General features: G+C 36.1%; 25 protein-coding genes and 1 riboswitch. Of the genes, 7 read left to right on the top strand and 18 right to left on the bottom strand.

Annotation, left to right across the window (positions count from 1 at the left end; translation table 11 throughout):
• Positions 1–207: 207 nt before the first annotated feature.
• The 3 genes from spsC to IEV74_RS03725 all read right to left on the bottom strand — a co-directional run bounded on the left by spsC (position 208) and on the right by IEV74_RS03725 (position 2,617).
• Positions 208–915, bottom strand: a complete 708-nt coding sequence (gene spsC / locus IEV74_RS03715) for a stationary phase survival protein SpsC (protein WP_308418973.1) — start codon at positions 913–915, stop codon at positions 208–210.
• A gap of 73 nt (positions 916–988) precedes the next feature.
• Positions 989–1,300 carry a YuiB family protein gene (locus IEV74_RS03720; protein WP_188454007.1) on the bottom strand — a complete coding sequence of 104 codons (312 nt, stop codon included), beginning with the start codon at positions 1,298–1,300 and terminating at the stop codon, positions 989–991.
• Positions 1,301–1,399: 99 nt separating this feature from the next.
• Positions 1,400–2,617, bottom strand: coding sequence for an NAD(P)/FAD-dependent oxidoreductase (locus tag IEV74_RS03725; protein WP_188454008.1), 1,218 nt, complete (start codon positions 2,615–2,617; stop codon positions 1,400–1,402).
• Between the two features lie 300 nt (positions 2,618–2,917).
• On the opposite strand from IEV74_RS03725, the gene IEV74_RS03730 reads away from it, so the two are divergent.
• Positions 2,918–3,907 (top strand): NAD(P)/FAD-dependent oxidoreductase, encoded by a 990-nt coding sequence (locus tag IEV74_RS03730; RefSeq protein WP_188454009.1) that lies wholly within the window; start codon positions 2,918–2,920, stop codon positions 3,905–3,907.
• Positions 3,908–4,026: 119 nt separating this feature from the next.
• On the opposite strand, the gene IEV74_RS03735 is transcribed toward IEV74_RS03730, so the two are convergent.
• The 3 genes from IEV74_RS03735 to IEV74_RS03745 form a co-directional block, all read right to left on the bottom strand.
• Positions 4,027–4,383 (bottom strand): HesB/IscA family protein, encoded by a 357-nt coding sequence (locus IEV74_RS03735; RefSeq protein WP_188454010.1) that lies wholly within the window; start codon positions 4,381–4,383, stop codon positions 4,027–4,029.
• 69 nt (positions 4,384–4,452) lie between these two features.
• Complete coding sequence (dapF, locus tag IEV74_RS03740; RefSeq protein ID WP_188454011.1) at positions 4,453–5,304, bottom strand: diaminopimelate epimerase; 852 nt, start codon at positions 5,302–5,304, stop codon at positions 4,453–4,455.
• A gap of 16 nt (positions 5,305–5,320) precedes the next feature.
• Positions 5,321–5,644 carry a YuzD family protein gene (locus IEV74_RS03745; RefSeq protein ID WP_188454012.1) on the bottom strand — a complete coding sequence of 108 codons (324 nt, stop codon included), beginning with the start codon at positions 5,642–5,644 and terminating at the stop codon, positions 5,321–5,323.
• 158 nt (positions 5,645–5,802) lie between these two features.
• Here IEV74_RS03745 and IEV74_RS03750 point away from each other — a divergent pair, with 158 nt between their 5' ends.
• Positions 5,803–6,027: a NifU family protein gene (locus tag IEV74_RS03750; protein WP_099160010.1), complete on the top strand. Its 225-nt coding sequence runs from the start codon at positions 5,803–5,805 to the stop codon at positions 6,025–6,027.
• A gap of 77 nt (positions 6,028–6,104) precedes the next feature.
• Here the strand turns inward: IEV74_RS03750 and IEV74_RS03755 are convergent, their stop codons facing one another.
• Together IEV74_RS03755 and IEV74_RS03760 are read right to left on the bottom strand one after the other, a co-directional pair.
• Positions 6,105–7,067: a 2-hydroxyacid dehydrogenase gene (locus IEV74_RS03755; RefSeq protein WP_188454013.1), complete on the bottom strand. Its 963-nt coding sequence runs from the start codon at positions 7,065–7,067 to the stop codon at positions 6,105–6,107.
• Positions 7,068–7,079: 12 nt separating this feature from the next.
• Entirely contained in the window at positions 7,080–8,054 is a 975-nt protein-coding gene (locus tag IEV74_RS03760; RefSeq protein ID WP_229683050.1) for a YutH/CotS family kinase-like spore coat protein, read from the bottom strand.
• A 96-nt stretch (positions 8,055–8,150) separates the two neighbouring features.
• Here IEV74_RS03760 and IEV74_RS03765 point away from each other — a divergent pair, with 96 nt between their 5' ends.
• Entirely contained in the window at positions 8,151–8,663 is a 513-nt protein-coding gene (locus IEV74_RS03765) for a phosphatidylglycerophosphatase A family protein (RefSeq protein WP_188454014.1), read from the top strand.
• A 119-nt stretch (positions 8,664–8,782) separates the two neighbouring features.
• On the opposite strand, the gene nucF is transcribed toward IEV74_RS03765, so the two are convergent.
• Complete coding sequence (nucF, locus tag IEV74_RS03770) at positions 8,783–9,556, bottom strand: 5' nucleotidase NucF (RefSeq protein ID WP_188454015.1); 774 nt, start codon at positions 9,554–9,556, stop codon at positions 8,783–8,785.
• A 23-nt stretch (positions 9,557–9,579) separates the two neighbouring features.
• Positions 9,580–10,017: a DUF86 domain-containing protein gene (locus IEV74_RS03775; protein ID WP_188454016.1), complete on the bottom strand. Its 438-nt coding sequence runs from the start codon at positions 10,015–10,017 to the stop codon at positions 9,580–9,582.
• 105 nt (positions 10,018–10,122) lie between these two features.
• Here IEV74_RS03775 and IEV74_RS03780 point away from each other — a divergent pair, with 105 nt between their 5' ends.
• Entirely contained in the window at positions 10,123–10,377 is a 255-nt protein-coding gene (locus IEV74_RS03780) for an SAV0927 family protein (RefSeq protein ID WP_188454017.1), read from the top strand.
• 94 nt (positions 10,378–10,471) lie between these two features.
• Positions 10,472–10,756 (top strand): hypothetical protein, encoded by a 285-nt coding sequence (locus IEV74_RS03785; protein ID WP_188454018.1) that lies wholly within the window; start codon positions 10,472–10,474, stop codon positions 10,754–10,756.
• Positions 10,757–10,805: 49 nt separating this feature from the next.
• Here the strand turns inward: IEV74_RS03785 and IEV74_RS03790 are convergent, their stop codons facing one another.
• On the bottom strand, positions 10,806–11,081 hold the full coding sequence (locus tag IEV74_RS03790; RefSeq protein ID WP_188454290.1) for a YutD family protein: 276 nt from the start codon (positions 11,079–11,081) through the stop codon (positions 10,806–10,808).
• A 155-nt stretch (positions 11,082–11,236) separates the two neighbouring features.
• Here IEV74_RS03790 and IEV74_RS03795 point away from each other — a divergent pair, with 155 nt between their 5' ends.
• Positions 11,237–11,803 carry a YhcN/YlaJ family sporulation lipoprotein gene (locus tag IEV74_RS03795; protein ID WP_229683051.1) on the top strand — a complete coding sequence of 189 codons (567 nt, stop codon included), beginning with the start codon at positions 11,237–11,239 and terminating at the stop codon, positions 11,801–11,803.
• Positions 11,804–12,063: 260 nt separating this feature from the next.
• Positions 12,064–12,981 carry a M23 family metallopeptidase gene (locus tag IEV74_RS03800; RefSeq protein ID WP_188454292.1) on the top strand — a complete coding sequence of 306 codons (918 nt, stop codon included), beginning with the start codon at positions 12,064–12,066 and terminating at the stop codon, positions 12,979–12,981.
• 42 nt (positions 12,982–13,023) lie between these two features.
• Here the strand turns inward: IEV74_RS03800 and IEV74_RS03805 are convergent, their stop codons facing one another.
• From IEV74_RS03805 to IEV74_RS03840, 7 genes are all read right to left on the bottom strand, one after another.
• Positions 13,024–13,137: a methionine/alanine import family NSS transporter small subunit gene (locus IEV74_RS03805; protein ID WP_188454019.1), complete on the bottom strand. Its 114-nt coding sequence runs from the start codon at positions 13,135–13,137 to the stop codon at positions 13,024–13,026.
• Entirely contained in the window at positions 13,137–14,669 is a 1,533-nt protein-coding gene (locus tag IEV74_RS03810; protein ID WP_188454020.1) for a sodium-dependent transporter, read from the bottom strand. The genes IEV74_RS03805 and IEV74_RS03810 overlap by 1 nt, the downstream gene beginning before the upstream one ends.
• Positions 14,670–14,882: 213 nt before the next feature.
• The gene (locus IEV74_RS03815; protein WP_188454021.1) at positions 14,883–16,433 is read right to left on the bottom strand and encodes a Na+/H+ antiporter NhaC family protein; all 1,551 of its coding nucleotides are present in this window, start codon (positions 16,431–16,433) and stop codon (positions 14,883–14,885) included.
• Between the two features lie 168 nt (positions 16,434–16,601).
• Positions 16,602–16,779, bottom strand: a riboswitch (Lysine riboswitch).
• A 45-nt stretch (positions 16,780–16,824) separates the two neighbouring features.
• A complete protein-coding gene (yunB, locus tag IEV74_RS03825) occupies positions 16,825–17,565 on the bottom strand; it encodes a sporulation protein YunB (RefSeq protein WP_229683053.1) in 741 nt (246 codons plus the stop codon).
• Positions 17,566–17,666: 101 nt separating this feature from the next.
• Positions 17,667–18,752 (bottom strand): HD-GYP domain-containing protein, encoded by a 1,086-nt coding sequence (locus IEV74_RS03830; RefSeq protein ID WP_188454024.1) that lies wholly within the window; start codon positions 18,750–18,752, stop codon positions 17,667–17,669.
• Between the two features lie 165 nt (positions 18,753–18,917).
• A complete protein-coding gene (locus IEV74_RS03835) occupies positions 18,918–19,220 on the bottom strand; it encodes a YunC family protein (RefSeq protein WP_188454025.1) in 303 nt (100 codons plus the stop codon).
• 75 nt (positions 19,221–19,295) lie between these two features.
• A complete protein-coding gene (locus IEV74_RS03840; RefSeq protein WP_308418969.1) occupies positions 19,296–20,705 on the bottom strand; it encodes a bifunctional metallophosphatase/5'-nucleotidase in 1,410 nt (469 codons plus the stop codon).
• Positions 20,706–20,709: the final 4 nt, after the last annotated feature.

Consider the following 20,709-nt stretch of genomic DNA (forward strand, 5'->3'; position numbering starts at 1 on the left):
GTATGAGGGTAAATGATTTTTCTATTTCGTTCTACTCATCATTGCAATGAGATTATAATGCACTACATATGATATTGTCGGTTATTTTATAATATTCCCAAGCTAGTTTTAATTTATCGGAATATGAATTATTCCTTACGTCGCAGTTTACGTCTTATTTGTAAAAAAACCTTTCATTAAAAAAGACAGACTATAAAGTCCGTCTTTTTAACTCTTCGTTATCTGTTCTCTAAATACTTGCAATGCCTCATTCTCATTTAACTCTTTCAGTCGATCCTCTGTTAATTTTCCATTGCCTATTTCGATAATGTGCACTTCGACTTTTCTTTTGCCCCATTCAGAATAAACGTCTTCTACTGTTTCATAATACAAATCAATCTTGTTTCCATTAATAGCTGCACCCTTGTCCGCTACAACACCAAAACCATAATCAGGGATCCATAGAATTGTTCCAATTGGATAAACATTTAAATCAGCTGCAATAGTAGAGTATAAGTCTCTTGTTACCTTGACACCAGAATAGGTAATTCCATATTGTGGATGGTTTGGTGTTTTACCAGTGGATTCCACCCCCGCTGTATACCCTGTAGCCAGTACTGTATCCACTTTCGCACTTGGATACTGCATGGTTACTGCCTCTGCTAGCGATTGGGGTCCATCTATTTGCTCACTTGAAATATATCTTTTCGGCTTTTCTTTGAAGTTAAGTGTCTTTTCTTTCAGGGTAATGGTTTTTCCCATAAATGAACCCTGGGATACTTCCGCTACTGCCTTGTTTGACCCTTGTTCGATCCATACCTTCATATCCGCTATCGTAACATTGGAAATAGCGGTCACAGTAGTGTAAAATGCACCTAAAAACAACAGTAACATTCCAGTTCTTCTCAAAAATTTAATTTTTTTCAATGATAACACCTCTCTGGATGTCATCATTTCCAATCTATTAACTTTTTATTCATATAAAATCTAGAATCTATTGAAATCGCAATTAGAACATTTGATAGCCACTCTTACGCAGAAGCTTGATAACGTAGCCAGATACAATTGTTCCAACAAGACCTGAACCTAAAATTACGATGTCCGCTATTCCTAAATTAACAAATTTATTGATCATAATTGATATCGATTCAGCTGGATCCTTAAAATAGCGCGTTGTCGACATATCATCCACAATCATTATTACTACAATTGGATATATGTACGACATTAACCACGTTTTTCTTAGCAGCATATTCAATATAAATGCAAGTCCAAAAAATATAACAAAAAACAATAATATTTCAACAACAAATTGAATCAACGCTGTGTCCCCCTTAAACTAATCATACAGAGTACATTTTATCTTAAAACATAAAAAAAGCAAAGGCGTTAGAGTTGCCTTTGCTTTTTTTGTCAAATATTAATAGAAAATATTAAATTTACCTTTTTTCAATAGAAGTCCTAATCCACCGAGTTTAAGTAAATAACGATTATCAATTACTTTCTTCATTACAGTAGCTTTCCAGCCGAACAACTTACGATCATTTAAAACAACACCTATTGCATCAGTATGTCCAAGGGATGCTACAGTACCAAGAATTTTTGCCTCAAAGCCTTCTAATTCATGTCCTTCTGCTAACGCTTTAACATTATGCGCAACTGTATACGATTCCTGAATAGCAATCTGTGCAGTCGGCGGGTATGGTCTGCCATTTTCAGGATTCATGATTAATGCACAATCACCAATTACAAAAATGTCATCATAACCAGGTGCACGCATATCATTTCTTACTTCTACTTTTCCTCTATTTGTTTCAATTCCTGACTTTTCAACAATAGAATTAGCGCGTACTCCAGCAGCCCAGACAGTTGTAAGCGTTGGAACTTCAACTTGTTTACCGTCTTTCTCATAAACAATACTGTCCGGTTTACAATCTTTTAACATTGCACCAGTAACAAATTCTACCCCACGCGATTCTAATGAATTCATTGCATATTCAACAAGCTGTGGATCAAAACCTGGTAATACAGTTGGAGCACCTTCTACATTGATAATGCGAACAAGGCTCTTATCTATATCGTATTCCTTACAAAGTTCCGGAATACGGTTTGCCAATTCTCCAACAAATTCAATACCTGTGAATCCGCCTCCGCCAACAACAATGTTTAGGCGTGCTTGATTCTTCTCTTTCTCATTATGATACATTGCAAAATTATACTCTATGTGTTCTCTGATTAATCGTGAACTATTTATATCACCTATTGTAAATGCGTTTTCAATTAATCCCGGAATACCAAAGGTTGCTGCCTCAAATCCAAGGCCAATAACTAAAATATCATATGAAAGCTCACTATTTTCAAGCTTAACTTTTTTTTCATCTGGTTTAATCGCAGTTACTGTATCTTGAACAAAATTTATTTTGCTCATATTTACTACGTCTTTAATAGGTATACGTGTACGATCATGATGTAATGTACCTGCTGCATTCTCATGTAACCATGTTGTCTGGTAATGGTAATCGTTCTTATTAACGAGAGTAATGTTCGCGTCATTCACTCCCATTGACTTCTGTAGCTTTACAGTTGTCATTATTCCCCCGTAACCTGCACCAAGAATTACAATGTTCGGCTTTTTCATCTCTCATCACTTCCATCTTTATAATTTACCTTTGTGACATTTTTCACGTAATTAAGCATAAAAAAAAGACATAAAGACGATATAATTTTGTCACAAAAATGTAATATAATTTCTAAAGATTATCTTAGACCTTTTTACGACAATTTTCAACCCTTTATTACACATTTATAATATTGAAAATTGTCGTTATAATAGCTGCATTTTAGATTACATAATGTTCAATAGTACACATAGCATATTTCTTTATGATAAACTCATTTTGTCGTACTATGGGACTTAGACGGAATGGAGGAAATCTTAATGACTGAAAATATATATGATGTAACTATTATTGGTGCGGGTCCGGTTGGCCTGTTTACTGCATTTTACGGTGGGATGCGTCAAGCAAGTGTAAAAATAATTGAAAGTTTGCCACATACGGGGGGGCAATTAACAGCCCTATACCCTGAAAAAGATATATATGATATTGCCGGTTTTCCTAAAGTTCGCGCACAGGAACTGGTAGATAATTTGGTGGAACAGGCAAATTTATTTGACCCCGCAATTGTATTGGGGCAAGCAATAGAAACAGTTGAGAGATTAGATGACGGCACATTTAAACTTACCTCTGACAAAGAAGTTCATTATACAAAGACAATCATTATTACTGCTGGAAATGGAGCGTTTCAGCCACGCCGTTTAAATGTGGGTGATAGTGAACAATATGAAGGTGTAAATTTACATTACCATGTTAAGGATATGAATCAATATAAGGATCAAAATGTTATGCTGCTGGGTGGGGGCGATTCCGCTGTTGATTGGGCACTAATGCTTGAACCAATTGCCAAGAAAGTTACCTTGGTCCACCGGCGGGATAAATTTAGAGCACACGAGCACAGTGTTGAGAAACTTATGGCATCTAACATTGATGTGTTAACACCATTTGTTCCTGTTAATATTGAAGGTACAAATAAAATTGACAAAGTAGTATTGGAAGAGGTTAAAGGTGACCGAAAAATAGAATTAGAAGTAGATTCTGTTTTGTGTAATTATGGCTTTATTTCTTCTCTCGGTCCAATTAAGGATTGGGGATTGGAAATTGAAAAAAATAGCATTGTAGTTAATTCCAAAATGGAAACGAACATCAAAGGCATTTATGCAGCCGGAGATATTTGTACATATCCGGGAAAAGTTAAACTTATTGCAACTGGATTTGGCGAAGGACCAACTGCCATCAATAATGCTAAACAATACATTGATCCAAAAGCAAGAATACAACCGAAGCATTCGACTAGTATGGAACTACTCTAGTGCAAACAAAAGCAGGCCTTAAGCCTGCTTTTTTGCTGGTCAATTTTTTATGTAACAAATCAAGCCATACAAATATAACTTAAAAAGCCAGGACACCTACCAGCGCCCTAGCCATAAATTTAACAATTCTCAGGGGTTCCTTCACGTTCCTTCGCTTTAAACGAAGACCCGCATCCACATGAAACGATTGCATTTGGATTTTCAATTGCAAATCCGCCACCCATCATGTTCTGTTTAAAATCAATTGTTGTTCCCTCGATAATAGGAATGTCTTGTTTAAAGATCACAACTGGAATACCATTTATAGTGTCTACCATATCTAATTCAGCATTTACATCATAGTCAAATCCAAGTGAATACGATAATCCACTGCATCCACCGCCTTTTATCCCAAAACGCAAGCGAGCATTTTCAGATTCTTCCTTCATCATATCCTTTATCTGATCAACAGCATTATCTGTTAAAGTTAAAACCATACATATTCCTCCTTATTTATGATGGATTATATATCTAGTATACAAACACAAAAATTATAGTTCAAATGATTAATTTAAATAATAGAATCCGGAAGCAATAATTTCTGCTTTCCCCTTCATCCATACTGATCCATTCGAATCCCATGTAATCATTAAATCTCCGCCGCTTAAATGAACACAAATTTTACTATCTCTCATCATATATCCATTTAAAATCGCTGCCACAACTGCAGCACATGCACCAGTTCCACAGGCCTCTGTTACGCCGGATCCGCGCTCCCACACCCGGAAATTCATCTCTGTTTCCGAAACAATTTCAACAAATTCGACATTTACACCTTCTGGAAATCGTTCATCCTTTGCAATAACTGGACCAAGTTCATATAATGGTGCTTCCTCTATCGATTCAACAAAAAATATCGCATGTGGATTCCCCATTGATACAGCAGTTATGAATAATTCTGTGTCATTGACTAAAAATGATTCGGCAACAACTTTACCTGCATCACCTCGCATTGGTATATCGGAACGCATTAACCAGGGCATGCCCATATTAATCGTTATATCCTTTACTTCACCTTCAATAACATGAACTTCTGCGTCAACAATAGTTGCTTTTGTTTCGATGCGAAAAGTATCACGTTGGACAATCCCTTGCTCATACACGTACTTTGCAACACACCGTAATCCATTGCCGCAATTTTTCCCTTCCGATCCATCTTTATTAAAAATGCGCATTCCAACATCCACTTGCTTGCTCGGATGAATTACTATCAAGCCATCAGCCCCGATTCCAGTATGTACATCCGATACTTTTCTCGCTAATCTTGGCAGCATTTCTTCTGTAATTTCATATTGGAATAAATCAAGATAAATATAATTATTGCCTAATCCGTGCATTTTCGTAAAAGGTATCTTCATCCTAATTCCTCATTTCCTATGACCTTAGTGCAATTCCATTTTTATCTAGTGCTTGGTAAATTGTTTTTAATCTTGGAATCCCTTCTGCAACCATTTCTTCATTAACAATAACGATTGGATAAAACAGATCCTCTTCAAAAATACGATTAACAAACTGTCTATGTTTCCTCATTTCCTGTGTCTGATTTATATCAATATATTCATATTCGATTCCATCGTCTTCATACTTCCTGCCTATCGCTGCTTGCAGCCATTCAAAAGTATCTTTAGAACCCGGTGCCCCCACACAGCTAGCACAAATTTGTTCTGCCCCATAAATAGTAATTATAACTTTCTTCATCCCCAAGTTACCTCCAAAATTGTAGTTACTTTTATTTTACAAAATCTTTATTTAAAGATAAAATAAAAGTAATCATTGAATTTCAAAACTGTAATTTTCGAATAGATTTTTTTTGATATTCATCTTATAATGTTAAATAGGAAAGGAGAAGATGGATAATGCAAGAACAAGTTCAGGAAGTGTTAAACAAATTACGCCCATTTTTACTTCGTGATGGTGGAGATGTGGAGTTAATAGATGTTGATGAAAATGGCATTGTACTTCTTCGTCTCATGGGTGCTTGCGGAAACTGCCCAAGCTCAACAATTACTTTAAAAGCTGGTATCGAACGTGCGTTAATGGCTGAAGTGCCGGGAGTTAAAGAAATCGAACAAGTATTTTAATAAAATATATGACCGGCAGACATTACTTCAATAATGTCTGCCTTTTTCTTTACTTCAGTAATTATCTCTTGTTCAATTTACACAGGTGTCTTCGGTTCTTCACCATTGAACAAAAGCAAAATGTTCTCTAGGCATAATTCAAGCATTCTTACCCTTGTTTCAATACTCGCAGAACCAATATGCGGTAAACATACTACATTATCTAATTCAAGCAATGGATGATCTGCACGGATTGGTTCCTTCTCAAAAACGTCTAAGCCCGCTGCCGCTATTTCATTCGACTCCAATGCATGATATAAGGCGGTCTCATCCACCACTTGACCTCTGGACACATTTATAAATATAGCTCGGGACTTCATTTTTTGAAATGAAGTCCTATCAAACATATGTTTCGTTTCATTAGTTAACGGCACTAGCGAAACGATGAAATCTGACCTTTCCAGCAACTTATCAAAATCAGTATAAATAGCCTGCAGTTCTTGTTCCGCTTCCAAATTTCTCGAACGATTATGGTATAAAACTTCCATATCAAAACCTTTTGCACGTTTTGCTACTGCCTTTCCAATTCTCCCCATACCTACTATTCCGATCGTTTTATGATGTATGTCTGAACCAGCTAACAAAAATGGTGACCAATGCTCCCATTTGTCTTTTTTAATAAAATTGACTCCCTCCACAATTTTTCTTGCAGCAGCCATTAACAAGGCAAACGTCAAATCTGCAGTAGTATTTGTTAACACGTCAGGCGTATTGGTCACCGTAATCCCTTTATCCCGTGCTGTGTTTACATCAATATTATCGTAGCCAACCGCCATGTTTGCTACGATCTTTAAGTTGACGGCACTTTCCAATAGTTCACGATCAATGGTTTCCGTTAACAGGCATAACAGAGCATCTGCCTGCTCCATCTCTTTTATTAAACGATCTCTTGGAACTGGCTCTTCTGCCTCTTCCCACATCCGAAATTCAAACAATTCACGAAAAGGTTCCACAATCTCATTTGGTATTTTTCTTGTAATATACACTAGTGGCTTGTTCACGCTATCACCTCATTATAACCAGTGTAACACAGGAATTTGTAATGATTCATAATCCACACCAGCAATTTCAAAAAAATTTGCCAGCCGCCTTTCGTAAATCGTTTGTTGTTCAAGGATCTCGGCCATTTCCCTGTAACTTTGTTCAATATTTTGATAGGAATAACAGCGTTCAATTTGATCAAATAAATGGATTGGAAATAGTAATCTGGCATATAATAAGCGCCAGCTGAAAACGGACAGAGGCTGTACTGATTGGTATTGATGAACAAAAGCTGCTGCTTCATTACTCGCTTTTTCACCGTCATCCAATAATTTATACCGAATATATTCGGCTATATCTCTAGCTGGATGATCATATACTAAATCGTCGAACCATAGCACTGGTTTTATCATATTATCATTGTACCGTCTAAATGAAATGGTACCTTGGTCGCCCTCATGGAAACGATTATCTTGTTCACTTTCCTGTACATACTGAATTGCGTTTTCGCTTATGCCGATAATATATGGAAGTATATCCATCATGAATCGATCAAATTGGGATGAATTTTCCTTAGCGCTTTTCACAATATTTGATTCATAGGCCGTCAATTTATTGATCCATAGTTCCTTCCATTGTCCATAGCTTGATATTTCCTGGGGTTCATAACGATACATTGAACCCATTTTGTGAAACTTTCCAAGCAGCATTCCATGTGACATTTGTTCCCGTTCTTGTCTAAGCTGAAATCGTAATACCATATAATAATCGTCTTGGTAATTTGAAAACCATTCACCATGAACATTGGGAATTGGAATTGCTGTTTGCCTTATGTTTTGTTCTGTTAAATAATAAGCAAGTGCCGCCTGTTCCATTTGAATAACTTCCCTGTTATCAGCTAAAATGGTAAAATAGTAATATTCATTGTTTTTGAAACATTCTTTTCCATCAAGCATGACGCTATCATCAACATGGATATCATAATATACAGCAAGCAAATCCTTCAAAACGATCTCCTCCTGAAAGCCATTTACACTATTGTATGAGAGTTATCGATATATCTTACCTACAACTGGAAATTATAAAAGAAAGGTGATAGAAATATGGATAAAATAACGAAACAAAGTGAATTAGAAGTAAAAGCAAGAGAATTATTAACGGAGCGCGGAGTGACATTAGATGATATTGCAGAATTAGTATATTACCTGCAATCAAAATATCACGATAATCTGACTATGGAGGAATGTTTGCATAACGTTGATCGTGTATTGACAAAAAGAGAGGTACAAAATGCTGTATTAACTGGTATTCAACTTGACATGCTTGCGGAAGAAAAGAAATTAGTTCAACCACTGCAAACAACGATTGAAACAGATGAAAGCCTGTACGGAGTCGATGAAATCATCGCGTTATCTATTGTAAATGTTTACGGATCAATTGGATTTACCAACTATGGATACATTGACAAACAAAAGCCTGGAATTCTTAAAAAGCTAAATGATAAATCAACAGGCGAATGCCATACATTTCTTGATGACATTGTTGGAGCAATCGCCGCTGCTGCTTCAAGCAGACTTGCACATGGCTCAGCAGATGATAAACAACTAGACGATTAAAAAGAGACTGCGAAATAAATTAAGTTGGAAACGAATCGATTTAAGTATAAACCGCACAAAATCAAAATTGTTACATTGATTTCATGCGGTTTATTTTTTTATAGGGAATGTTCCAGCAGCTACTTTATATTGTGTATCCAATCCTTTAAATTGTGAACAAAATAGGTGGGTTTATGCTTTAGTTTGGGATAGTCTTCATAGGGTGTTACACCTGTAAATACCATCAATGTATCCACGCCCGTGTTTATCCCTGCCAATATATCCGTATTGTAATTATCCCCTACCATCAATATTTTTTCTTTATCCAGTCCCAATGTGTTCATAGCTTCATCCATAATAATCGTTTCAGGCTTCCCGACAAAGGTAGGTTCAATTCCGGTACTGACCGTAATTGCAGAGGTTATTGCCCCATTACCCGGTACCAGCCCACGTTCTGTTGGAATTGCAATATCGCCATTTGTAGAAATAAATTCTGCTCCATTCCGAATCGCTAGACAAGCAGTTGCAAGTTTTTCATAATTAACATCACGATCAATCCCAATTACAACATAGTCACAATTTTCCTCCGTTACAATCAGGCCTTCTTTTTCCAACGCATCAGCTAATCCTTTTTCACCAATCATATAACATTTTGCATTTTCTTTATTATGCTTAATGTATTTAGCTGTTGCCATACTTGAAGTAAATACATGATCAGGTGTTGATATTATCTCCATTTTATTAAGCTTTTCGGAAATTTGAGATTGTGTTTTTGATGAATTATTCGTTAAAAACATATATGGTATATTTTTTTTATGTAAGGCAGCTACAAACTCTGCTGCAGCATCAATTCGTTCATTTCCCAAATACATTGTTCCGTCAAGGTCTATAAGATAGCCATCATATCTTTTCAATCTATTACCCTCATTTCCTTTGTTCATTCATTTGAAAAGGCGTTCGCTACACCAAGCTCATTATTCAAATATGAACGGATACGGTTACCGAATGCATCAAGGACATGTCTATTTTCTATAATAGTTTGCTTCAATAATGTATGGTCAATTTCCAAATATTCTTTAACAACATTTTTACGCAAATGCAGAATTGATTTATAGCTTTCCTCATCCTCTTTCGGTAGTACCTTTTCGTCAATTAGGATGTCAATAATATCATCAAAGCTCCCGGGATCCCTCATAATAAAACCATCTATCATCATATTTCCAACATCTAGCATTGATTCAATTAACATCTGCGTTATGCGTTCAAGACCTAGTTTCTCCATATAAGAATCCAAACTGCTATTTCCCAATTCCTGCAGTAAACCTTCCATATATAAAAGCGTTTGCTCAATTTTACTACGGTCAACAAAATACATATAGAACCCTCCTATTTTCTTCTATATGTAAATATATCACAATTTAAATGAATCAATAAACAAAACGTGATATAGTGTAAAAAACAATAGAAAAGAGGAATAAACATGCCTCATGAATTTCTTCAAGATAGAACTGTTACTAAAGAAGTCCGTTATGTAAGTGTCATGGGAAATTTTAAACGATACGATTTTGCCTTTGTTGAAGAAGGAACCAAAAAGCTTGTCATTGATTTACATAAAAATCGCTTTGCAGCTTTGGATAAAGATGAAATTGAAAAGGATGGAAAGATTGAACATATTTTTCATGTAACGGAAATAGAAGCAGATGAGCTAAGGGGTATTTTACGCGAAATCCTTTAGTTCTTTAGATAATTTCGATTAGGAAAATCCAACAATTGGTATGATATTTTCTTATCGTTTAGCGAATGCTAATGACTAAGAAAGGATGAGCCTAATGGGTAAAAAAGACAAAAAAGAATACTCTAATTTCTCCAATGTAAATAATATGAACAATAATTTAATCCCGGAGGAGTTTCCTGAAGGTCCAATGGGGTCGCCAATAAACGACGATGAACCGGTTGAGGGTAAATCGACACCATGGAAAGAGCATCAGCGCAGACAAAGCGCCTTTGTATATCCGTATAAGGAGCTTCATGAAGATTTGCCTCGTCAAACTCCTGGTGCACATCCAATTCACGACGAACCAGATGATGTTAATCCACAGCAAGAAGAACAATAAATAGTACAGAGGTCAGAACCCGTTTATATTCCCTTTCTGACCTCTACCTTCACCTATCAATTTTTCTTAAAACAAAATATGCACAGCCGAAATTACAATACTCATATAAATAGTCATCCAATGCACTAATTTTTGTGTCAAAGGCTGCTTTCGGGTTTTGATCATCATAAAAGCCCTTTAATCGAAGCTGTTCATAACCCCAATCCCCAACAATAAAGTCATATTTTGATAAAATATCTGAGTAGCGATCGTTTAAAACGCTTTCCTGAAAAGCGTTTTTTACGTTTTCTATAATTTCATAATTCTTTCCTTGTACTTCGATCAAATCATCACCCCGCTTAAACTGATTATAGTTTATCATATAAAACCCGTATACAACCAGAAATTTTAATATATATACCATAATTTCATCTGCATTAATCTGAAAGGTATTCGCACACTAAGAAAAGGGGCAACTATCTAAAAGGAGGTAAAAAACAATTGAAGGTTTTTCTATCGCTCGCTTTTGCAATGGTAGTAATTTCAGGTTGTGGCAATACGGAAAATGCTACCGATGAACGAGATCAAATTTCCGATGAACTTGATCCTGCACAGGAACTTCAATCTCCTGCCGATCAAGAGCAAAATAACAGACTTGGCTATGTACGATACACAAAAGACCAGTTAAACAATGATGGCGAAAAGAATCATACAGCACAAATTGACCGCAGAGAAATGGCTAACATGATTACACGAATAATTTTGCGTAATGATGGATTTGATGAGGTTGCAACACTTGTTACAGATGAGGAAGTGCTTATAGCATACCAGAAAAATGACGAATTAGAGGATAAACGTGCAGCAGATATAGCGAAACGTTCTGCAATGTCGGCTACACCAAGGTTTTACCATGTATATGTCTCTGATAACGTAACGTTAATGAACGATATCCATAGTCTGCACAACTCAACTTCACAAAATAAGAATTACGATAACACCATCGAACAAATCATTAATGAAATGGAAAAGGAAGGGTTAAATCAAACTAGCAACAATAATAACCAATAGTAAAATAATGGATAAAAATAAAAGTGAAAATTAATTAATTTTTATAATCCATGTAAATTTAACCGCATAAAATCAAGGTTTTAATATTGATTTCATGCGGTTTGCTCATTTTATAAGGTATTTATTTGAACCTCTTTTGCATACGATTTCCAATTGTTTTTTTTATAAATAAGGACAAATTAAGGAAGAACACTTAAAAGAGGGTGAAAATGTAAATGATATATAAACGCTTTTATTTTATACTTATACCTTTACTGTTTATGTGCTTTTGTATAAGTTCTCCAATACACGCAAAAGAAGAATCTATTTTTAAACAGAGGATGGCATTATACAAAAAAACTGAAGCACTTACATCCATTCCATGGTATTATATTGCGGCTATCGATCAATATGAACGAAATAGTCAAAAGGAACCGTTAAATGAAAAAGTAATCTCTGTTACAATAGACGATAACTTGTGGTATGGCCTTGGGAACAGTGCGATGATTAAAGATGAAACGGTCATCGAATTTTTCCATGGTATCGGTAAAGACGGAAATGGCGACAATAAGGCTGATCCCAATAATGGTGAAGACACCTTGTTTACAATAGGGAATTGGATTTTGCATTACGGGCCTACTAAGGATGATATTAAAATTGCGCTCTGGAATTATTACAAACGGGACTTAACGGTGCAAAGTATTATGAGTACGGCAAAGGTATTTAAAAAGTTTCAGAAGCTTGAATTAAAGGATCGTGAATTCCCGGTGTCAACTAAGCATAATTATAGCTACAACAATACATGGGGTGACAGACGGGGTTTTGGCGGCTTACGAATACATGAGGGCACAGATATTTTTGCCAGCTACGGAACACCCGTTAAATCAACAACATATGGTGTGGTAGAAATGAAAGGCTGGAATTTGTATGGTGGCTGGCGTTTGGGAATACGGGACATTAATAATATTTATCACTACTATGGTCATTTAAATGGATACGAAGATGATCTTAAGGTAGGACAAGTCGTTAAACCGGGAGATATACTAGGCAGTGTCGGCTCAAGTGGTTATGGACCTCCAGGAACTTCAGGTAAATTCCCTCCACACTTGCATTATGGGATGTATAAAGACAATGGATACAGTGAATGGTCATTCGATCCTTATCCTTATTTAAAGAGATGGGAGCGCATGACTAAATAAAAACAAGAGCCTTTTAAATTAAAGGCTCTTGTTAACAATAAATTAATTGGTATTCGAAGCTTTACCTTTTTTCACAGCGTTCACAATACTAGCTATGAGACCTCCCCAAAGAATTACCATACCAAGGATCATAACAAAGATTGCACTACCACTCATTATTTTACCTCCCTTGATTCATTTTCAATCTGTTCACTATTTGATGATTTCCATTTTGTAAATGAAATCAGTATACCTACAATGATAACTGCAATTGCCACTATCCATCCCACACTAAAAATAAATGAATCCGGATAGTTGCCATAGTTTCCATTGTCGGTAGGGAACTCTTTTAATAAGTTTTGTTTAAATAAACCATACATAGTATATCCTAATACAATCGGTGTAATAACACTTAAGCTAATTGTCCACCAGGAACCAAGTCTTATATCAGAAATATCATTTGCATGTGATTTGAATTGACCAAGTTTTCTAAAGAACCATGCTATTACAATAACCTCGACTAATCCAACAAACGCAATACCAAATTGGTTAATAAAATAGTCTACTGTATCAAGGAAATTTAATCCTCCTCGTGTAGCAAACAGTAATGAAATAATTGCTGCTAATCCACCACCATACAGTACCGCTTTGTTTCTGGAAATTTTAAATTTATCAACTAAACCTGCAACATAAGTTTCCGTAATTGAGATTAACGATGTCAATCCCGCCAGTACTAATGAAGCGAAAAACAGAAACCCAAATAATTCGTTAAGTGCCGGGAACTGGTTGATAATTTGCGGAAATACTACAAATGCTAATCCCACACCTCCAGCAACTACTTCATCAACCGCTACACCTTGTTGTGTCGCCATAAATCCAAGTACCGCAAATACGCCAATACCACATAATAACTCAAAGCCGGAGTTTGCAAATCCTGTTATAAAAGCATTGTTTGTAATATCTGATTTTTTCGGTAAATAACTGGAATACGTAATCATAATTGCAAAGGCGATTGATAAACTAAAAAATATCTGTCCATATGCAGCTACCCATACATCCGGATTCAAAATATTACTAAAATCAGGTGTGAAAAATGCATCTAAACCTTCAAGGGCACCTGGCAATGTTACTGCCCGAATAACAATTATAAGGAATATAATTACTAATGCAGGTATAAATATACGGTTGGCAACTTCAATACCCTTTTTAACACCTTTAAATAGTATACCTAAAACCGCTATCCATACAATGATTAATGGAATAAATACGCCAGGAACTAATCCTCCTAATTCTCCTGGTGCTGCCAGATTCAAATAATCATTAAACAAAAACGATTCTGTATCATCGCCCCAATTTAAATTAAATGAGAACACTGAATAAGAAATTGCCCAGGCAATAATGACAGAATAATAAGTTGAGATGACAAATGCAATTAATACTTGCCACCAGCCAATCCATTCTGACTTTTTACTGATTTTTCTATAGGTTAATGGTGCAGAACCACGATACTTGTGCCCCATTGTAAATTCCAAAATCAGTATTGGAATACCAGCTGTTAATAATGCAAAAAGATACGGAATGAAGAATGCTCCTCCGCCATTTTCATAAGCTACTGCCGGGAATCTCCAGATATTCCCTAATCCAATTGCGGATCCTACAGCAGCCATGATAAAACCTGCTCTTGTCCCCCACTGTGACCGAGTTTCCATTTTCTTGACCTCCCCTAGTTTTCCTTATTACTTAATAATATGATTCTCAGTAATAAGGAATGTTATAAATGTTTATTTTTTTCTGATATTTATGCTTGTATTATAACGGTACTTTTAGACTATGTCAAAACATTATTTTACTTTTCAGTATTATTTTTTTATTAATTAAAAAATCCTTCCATTTTTCTATAGAATGGAAGGATTTTGACTGCTTCAGTTATTTACTTTTGTTTTCGATAAAAATTGAATTAGCAATCCTAGTGCAATAATTACAATTATAGAGACTACAAATGCCAGCCATACTTGGGTTGTCCACCCTACTATAAGAAATCCAATACTTGATGCAACAGCAGCCAAGATTGCAAGTGGCAATTGCGTTACAACGTGATCAATATGATTTGCACCTGCACCTGTAGATGACAAAATGGTTGTATCTGAAATTGGCGAACAGTGATCACCGAATACCGAACCCGCTAAAACTGCAGCAAGAGATGGCAGGAGCATATCCATATCTGTAACAACGGTTACTTGCGCAGCTATTGGAAGCATAATGCCAAAGGTCCCCCAAGAAGTCCCTGTTGCCAGTGCCATTAGTCCTGCAATTATAAAGAATAAAAATGGTAATAATGCCGGACTTATTGATGCATCATTTACTAATTGCGCTAAATAATTCCCTGTTTCGAGTGTTTCAATAATAGATCCAATCATCCACGCCAGCAACAAGATATAGATTGCTGGCAGCATCGTTTTAATGCCTTCATAGAAAACCTTTAATCCATTCGCTTTCGGCTGTTTCTGCAGTAAATGAAAAATCAGTGCAGCTAATACTGATAATACACCACCAACGAATAAGGACTTGTTTACATTTGTATTAGCGAATATCGTCAACAGCGTTGCTTGTTCACTTGCCTGGATACCGGTAACAACCATAGCCGAAATAGTACCAATAACTAACACAACGATTGGGACGATTAAGTGGTAAATACTGCCGCTTTTGTGTGACTCAAATGACTCCTGCAAATCTCCGGGAACTTTTTGATTAGGGTTAACAACCTCTCCTGTTTCTATTGCATGTGTTTCATGCTTTCTCATTGGTCCAAAATCCATTTTCAAATATGCCACAAGGAACACAAGAACGAGTGCCGTGATTGCATAAAAGTTTAATGGAATCATTCTTATGAATGCCTCTAATGGCTGATAATCTGTCACCCCATTCGCTGCAAACAGACTTCCCAATAGCCCAATAATGTACGCTCCCCAACTGGAGATTGGAGAAATAACCGTTACGGGTGCTGACGTTGAATCAATAAAATATGCCAACTTTGCACGAGATACTTTATGACGGTCTGTAAGTGGTCTGGCGATTTGTCCAACTGCAAGCGCGTTAAAGTAATCATCGATAAATATAATAATTCCAAGAACCGCAGTCATAACCTGGGCACCAGTTCTCGTTTTCACACGCTTAATCATCATTTCGCCAAACGCTCTGCTGCCGCCAGTTGCTTGTAAAAAGGCTGCCATGATTCCAAGTAATAATAGAAAAGATAATAATAAAATATTTCCGGTATTCAGTGAACCATCTGTATAAAAGATCTGATAAAAGATTGTCCAAATTTCCTGAACTGAATCAGCAATCTGAAAATCATGTATGAATAACGCCCCGACAATGATACCTATTCCGAGCGATAGCAGAACTTTCCTTGTAAGTAAAACCAAAATTAACATAAGTAGTGCTGGGATTAGTGAATAAATTGTTCCTTCCATTGATGCTACCTCCAACTTTTATTCTATGGAGTGCATGGGAATTCTGAAAAAATAAGAGGAAATGAAGTTTTTTGTTGTAATTTGGAAGATATTCCCTTCCACAAAACGCAAAAAAGCAATGATAGAAAATAACCTACCATTGCTTCACAATATACGTTATCCTCCATTTCGATCAGTAGTTCTCCATGCAATTCCGTAATGCATGACAGTATATCTCTTATTAAAAGATATACCAGCAATAATAAGTTTGACCCATATTATGCTTCGGCAAACAATCCTTTCATCAATAATCATCGTTGTCATTCTCCTATTGACTACTAATATCATTCGCGCCTCTACCTCACCGATCTGATAAGGTTAAATATTTAATTGATGGATTAAATGTACCAAATTATTCACCCTTTTTCAAGTCTTTTTTGGGAATAGCTATATCAATACCCCCATTTCCGCTACCACCATAGAATTCAGGAACATCACCCATTATTAATTTTTTATCAATATAAATTTCCGTGTCAACTGTAGTTACGTCTGATGTAAATGGAACAATGATTTGCACATCAGCCTCAATCTCTAGCCAAAGTGTAATAACGACATTATTTATTCCAACTGATTCCTCCACATGAACTATATTTGTTCTCACAGCCCCTGCAAGTTGCAGATTAACTGGTACTTTTGGCCCTAGGTTTGCGAGAATCGTATTTCCTGTTGCTTGCCCAATAGGAATTTCTATTACTGTAGGATCCTTTTCAGAGAGATTATCTGTTGAATTGCTATAATTTCCTGGTACCTGATCAGAGCTTTCACTATCACTAGTAGGAGGTAACATTCCCCTGTTCATATATTTAAAAAACTCTTCCACTTTATCAGTTGATACTCGATTTATTTCACTGACAACGGAAGAATTCCATCCGACTATGGTAACGTCTCCTTCAGTTTCCATCCTTGTAATATCTTCAAAATTATAATCCTCCGCAAACCGTACAGCTGAATTTATTGCTCGCGTTGCAAATTCTGTTGTCTTCACTTCAGCAGCTTCCATTAATGCCGGTTTAATTCCTCTATTAATAATTTCAATACTTACCCAAGTCATTAGAAAAAACAATATCATCGTTATCACTAAAATATTCTTCACTGGAGGTGGAGATCCTTTTTTTCTAAACACTGTTCGCCTTCTCACCATATGTAAAAAACCCCCTTAAAACAGCATATGCTTGTTTTAAAAAGGTTAGAATTCTAATCTATATGGCAAGATGTAATCATCACATTAACTGCTTTCGATAAATCACATTCATACGGTTCTGTTACCATATTGTTATTTTCACTAATAATCCGGATAACAGGCCGATCGCATAAGCCTTTATTCTGTCTTACAACAATACCTTCCCGGTTATCACTCAACCCTACTGTCAGCCCCTTAGGATAGACGGCAACACTCTTTTTAAACGCCTGTACCATTTCCTTTTCAAATAAATTAACTGCGCCAGCGTACAAAATTTCCAATCCCTCATGCGGAAGCATTGCATCACGATATACACGATTACTTGTGACTGCATCAAATACATCTGCAATACTGATTAGTTTTGCATATTTATGAATAGCATTGCCAGCAAGACCCCTTGGATAACCAGAACCATCTAATCGTTCATGATGCTGATATGCACAATGAGCAATGACTAAAGGAGTATTAGTGTTTTTACGTAAAAAGTCAAATCCCAATTGTGTATGACTTTTAACGATTTCAAATTCTTCATCTGAAAGCTTATTAGGCTTCTTTAAAATCTCCTGATCCAGAAAAATTTTACCTATATCATGCAGCATAGCACCTAGTCCAATCTCTGACAGCTCTTTATGTGAAAGCTGCATTTCAGTACCAATTGCAAGCGAATAAATGGTAACGTTTAGTGAATGCTGAAAAATATAATCATCTGTAACAAAAATGTCCGCAAGCAAGGAAAGTGATTCCTCATTTTCCACGATCTCATTTATGATTCTTTCAATCACGGATGTAAGCTGATTTCCTTTTTTTTCCAATAAATAAGACCTGTCATATAATCCTGTATTTTTAATTTCAAAAAAAATATCTTTTATCGCATGTGTCGCTTCTTTACGTAATTTCTCGGAAAGTGCAGATTCTATCTTGATATCTCCCGTTAAATCATCTTCTATGTATATATACGTAATTCCCTGGTTTAAGAGGCGATTAAGCATTTTTTCGGTTAATAAAAGACCCTTTTTTATTAATACCTGGCCATTATCATTGTATATGGTTTGTGCAAGTATTGTTCCAGGCTTCGCTGATTTGGTACTAATAAGTCTCATAATTTTCCCCTTACTATCTATCTTTCAACAAAATTTATCTAATTTCGACAAAACACTCCATAGAAATAGTACCAAAGTTTAATGGGAAATGCTATAAAAAACTTAATTTTCATTCTTATAATAAATTTTCATATAAAAAATGCCTCCCTTACCGGAAGACATACATTATGATATTTTAATCAGGGCATCTTTTCCAATCATTCCAACTTCCCAGCCGAATGCTTTCGATGCATCTGTTATTTTTTGTAATGGTGCATGTAATAATTCGTCAATCGTTTTTACACCAACTGCCCTGGCAGCAATGACGTCCCGATCTTTTAACTTGTCATTTAGCAGATCAACATCTAAAGCACCACACATAATGTAACCAATTTCATTTGAAATCATCAACAAGTTTGTTTTCGGAAGTTCTACCGTAATGGCAGTAAAGAACATTCCTTCCACCTCTAACGGATTTACAGTGATCATCTTTGTTAATGGCCTCCTCCTTAATGCACATTATATGTGTATTCAAGAGACTTGGACATTGTCACCATATAGAGGTCAGTCATCGGATTGAGAAAAATCATTACGCAGTGTATACGCTAATAAATCGCGTAAAAACTCAGGTAAAAAGTATTTCTTTGTTTCCGATTTAGCTATTTCAGGCAAAAGCCGCCCAAACGTGAATGTGTCGGCTGTAGCAACCGTGTATGTCCTTGATTGATCTAATTGTTTTCCATTAAATGTAACTTTTTTAATTGATTCATGACCATCCTGGTGAACTTCTGTTTCAATTTTCAATCCTGAAAATGTCATTCGCCCAATCACCTCACCACGAAAACCAAATCCTTTTAGCTTTAATTCCATTAATTCTTTTGTATAGGAGGCGCGAATGACCTCAAGTAACTCATCACCATTTAGTTCAACGACACAAGGATTAATTGGGTGCGGACAAATCCGATGAATATCTTTGTAAGAAATATCACCTGCCTCTAATTGATCAAGTAAAACACCGGAGTTAAGCATGGCACAATCAGCATTCGTCCACTTTTTCATAGTATCTGTCAGTTTTAGCATTATCTCCGTATCTTGAAACCACTTTACTTCAACCTTATTTTCAAGATGTGCGATTCGTTGTCCCAGCATATGATTTGCTTTAACGGTTAGTTCCCGAAGTGTCTTCTCCGTTTCTGGGTCTCTCGCCAGGTGCGTAATATCTGTAGTGTATGCCTCTTTATGAATTAATTTTTTCTTTGTATGGTCCCACGTTAAAATTACTTCCCCCACAAAGGCACAATGTTTACCCGCTGCTGTAATGATTGCATTATTAACATACTCACCTGTCCGTAATAAATGATGTGTGTGCCCGCCAATAATGACATCAATATCTTGAAACCTTCTGGCAATCTCCTGGTCTTCGCTAATGCCTAAATGGGATAGTACGATGATAATATCTACAGATTGCTTTAGTTTTTGAATCTGTTTTTTAAGTGTTTTATAGGGATCAGAAACATGCCAATCAAGCAGCTCGTAATAAGCATTAAAAGGCGCCGTCAGTCCGATAACACCAATTTCAATACCGTTAAACGACTGAATGGTTACGGCAGGATTTAACCATTCAGGTTCTGCTTGTGAGGTACTATGTAAATTTGCACAGACTACTTGAAAATCTGCTGCATCATACAACTGATGCAGATCCTCATGGGACATCGTAATCCCTTCATTATTCCCGATTGTTGCAAGATCATAGCCAGCATGATTCATTAGTTCCACATTTGCTTTTCCCATAAACGCTTCTGCAATTGGATGGACACGATCAATATGGTCCCCAACATCTACCACCCAGCAGGAAGTGTTTTCAGCTGTCTTTCTAGCCTTGTTATCCTTTAAATAACCTGCTACTCTTGACCATTGTGAAAAGTTACTATGCAAATCATTTGTATAATAAAAATGCAGCTTCTCAAGCATCATTCAA

This window comes from Virgibacillus oceani (genome assembly GCF_014638995.1).
GTDB classification, from domain to species: domain Bacteria; phylum Bacillota; class Bacilli; order Bacillales; family Amphibacillaceae; genus Virgibacillus_E; species Virgibacillus_E oceani.

Coding starts and splice junctions, on each gene's coding strand:
- IEV74_RS03830 (WP_188454024.1), bottom strand. CDS start 18,752: ATGAGACTTATTAGTACCAAATCAGCGAAGCCTGGAACAATACTTGCA.
- IEV74_RS03810 (WP_188454020.1), bottom strand. CDS start 14,669: ATGGAAACTCGGTCACAGTGGGGGACAAGAGCAGGTTTTATCATGGCT.
- IEV74_RS03730 (WP_188454009.1), top strand. CDS start 2,918: ATGACTGAAAATATATATGATGTAACTATTATTGGTGCGGGTCCGGTT.
- IEV74_RS03835 (WP_188454025.1), bottom strand. CDS start 19,220: ATGATCACTGTAAATCCGTTAGAGGTGGAAGGAATGTTCTTTACTGCC.
- dapF (WP_188454011.1), bottom strand. CDS start 5,304: ATGAAGATACCTTTTACGAAAATGCACGGATTAGGCAATAATTATATT.
- IEV74_RS03840 (WP_308418969.1), bottom strand. CDS start 20,705: ATGATGCTTGAGAAGCTGCATTTTTATTATACAAATGATTTGCATAGT.
- IEV74_RS03745 (WP_188454012.1), bottom strand. CDS start 5,644: ATGAAGAAAGTTATAATTACTATTTATGGGGCAGAACAAATTTGTGCT.
- IEV74_RS03780 (WP_188454017.1), top strand. CDS start 10,123: ATGCCTCATGAATTTCTTCAAGATAGAACTGTTACTAAAGAAGTCCGT.
- IEV74_RS03725 (WP_188454008.1), bottom strand. CDS start 2,617: ATGAAAAAGCCGAACATTGTAATTCTTGGTGCAGGTTACGGGGGAATA.
- IEV74_RS03815 (WP_188454021.1), bottom strand. CDS start 16,433: ATGGAAGGAACAATTTATTCACTAATCCCAGCACTACTTATGTTAATT.
- IEV74_RS03800 (WP_188454292.1), top strand. CDS start 12,064: ATGTGCTTTTGTATAAGTTCTCCAATACACGCAAAAGAAGAATCTATT.
- IEV74_RS03785 (WP_188454018.1), top strand. CDS start 10,472: ATGGGTAAAAAAGACAAAAAAGAATACTCTAATTTCTCCAATGTAAAT.
- IEV74_RS03775 (WP_188454016.1), bottom strand. CDS start 10,017: ATGTATTTTGTTGACCGTAGTAAAATTGAGCAAACGCTTTTATATATG.
- IEV74_RS03735 (WP_188454010.1), bottom strand. CDS start 4,383: ATGGTTTTAACTTTAACAGATAATGCTGTTGATCAGATAAAGGATATG.
- IEV74_RS03765 (WP_188454014.1), top strand. CDS start 8,151: ATGGATAAAATAACGAAACAAAGTGAATTAGAAGTAAAAGCAAGAGAA.
- IEV74_RS03805 (WP_188454019.1), bottom strand. CDS start 13,137: ATGAGTGGTAGTGCAATCTTTGTTATGATCCTTGGTATGGTAATTCTT.
- IEV74_RS03750 (WP_099160010.1), top strand. CDS start 5,803: ATGCAAGAACAAGTTCAGGAAGTGTTAAACAAATTACGCCCATTTTTA.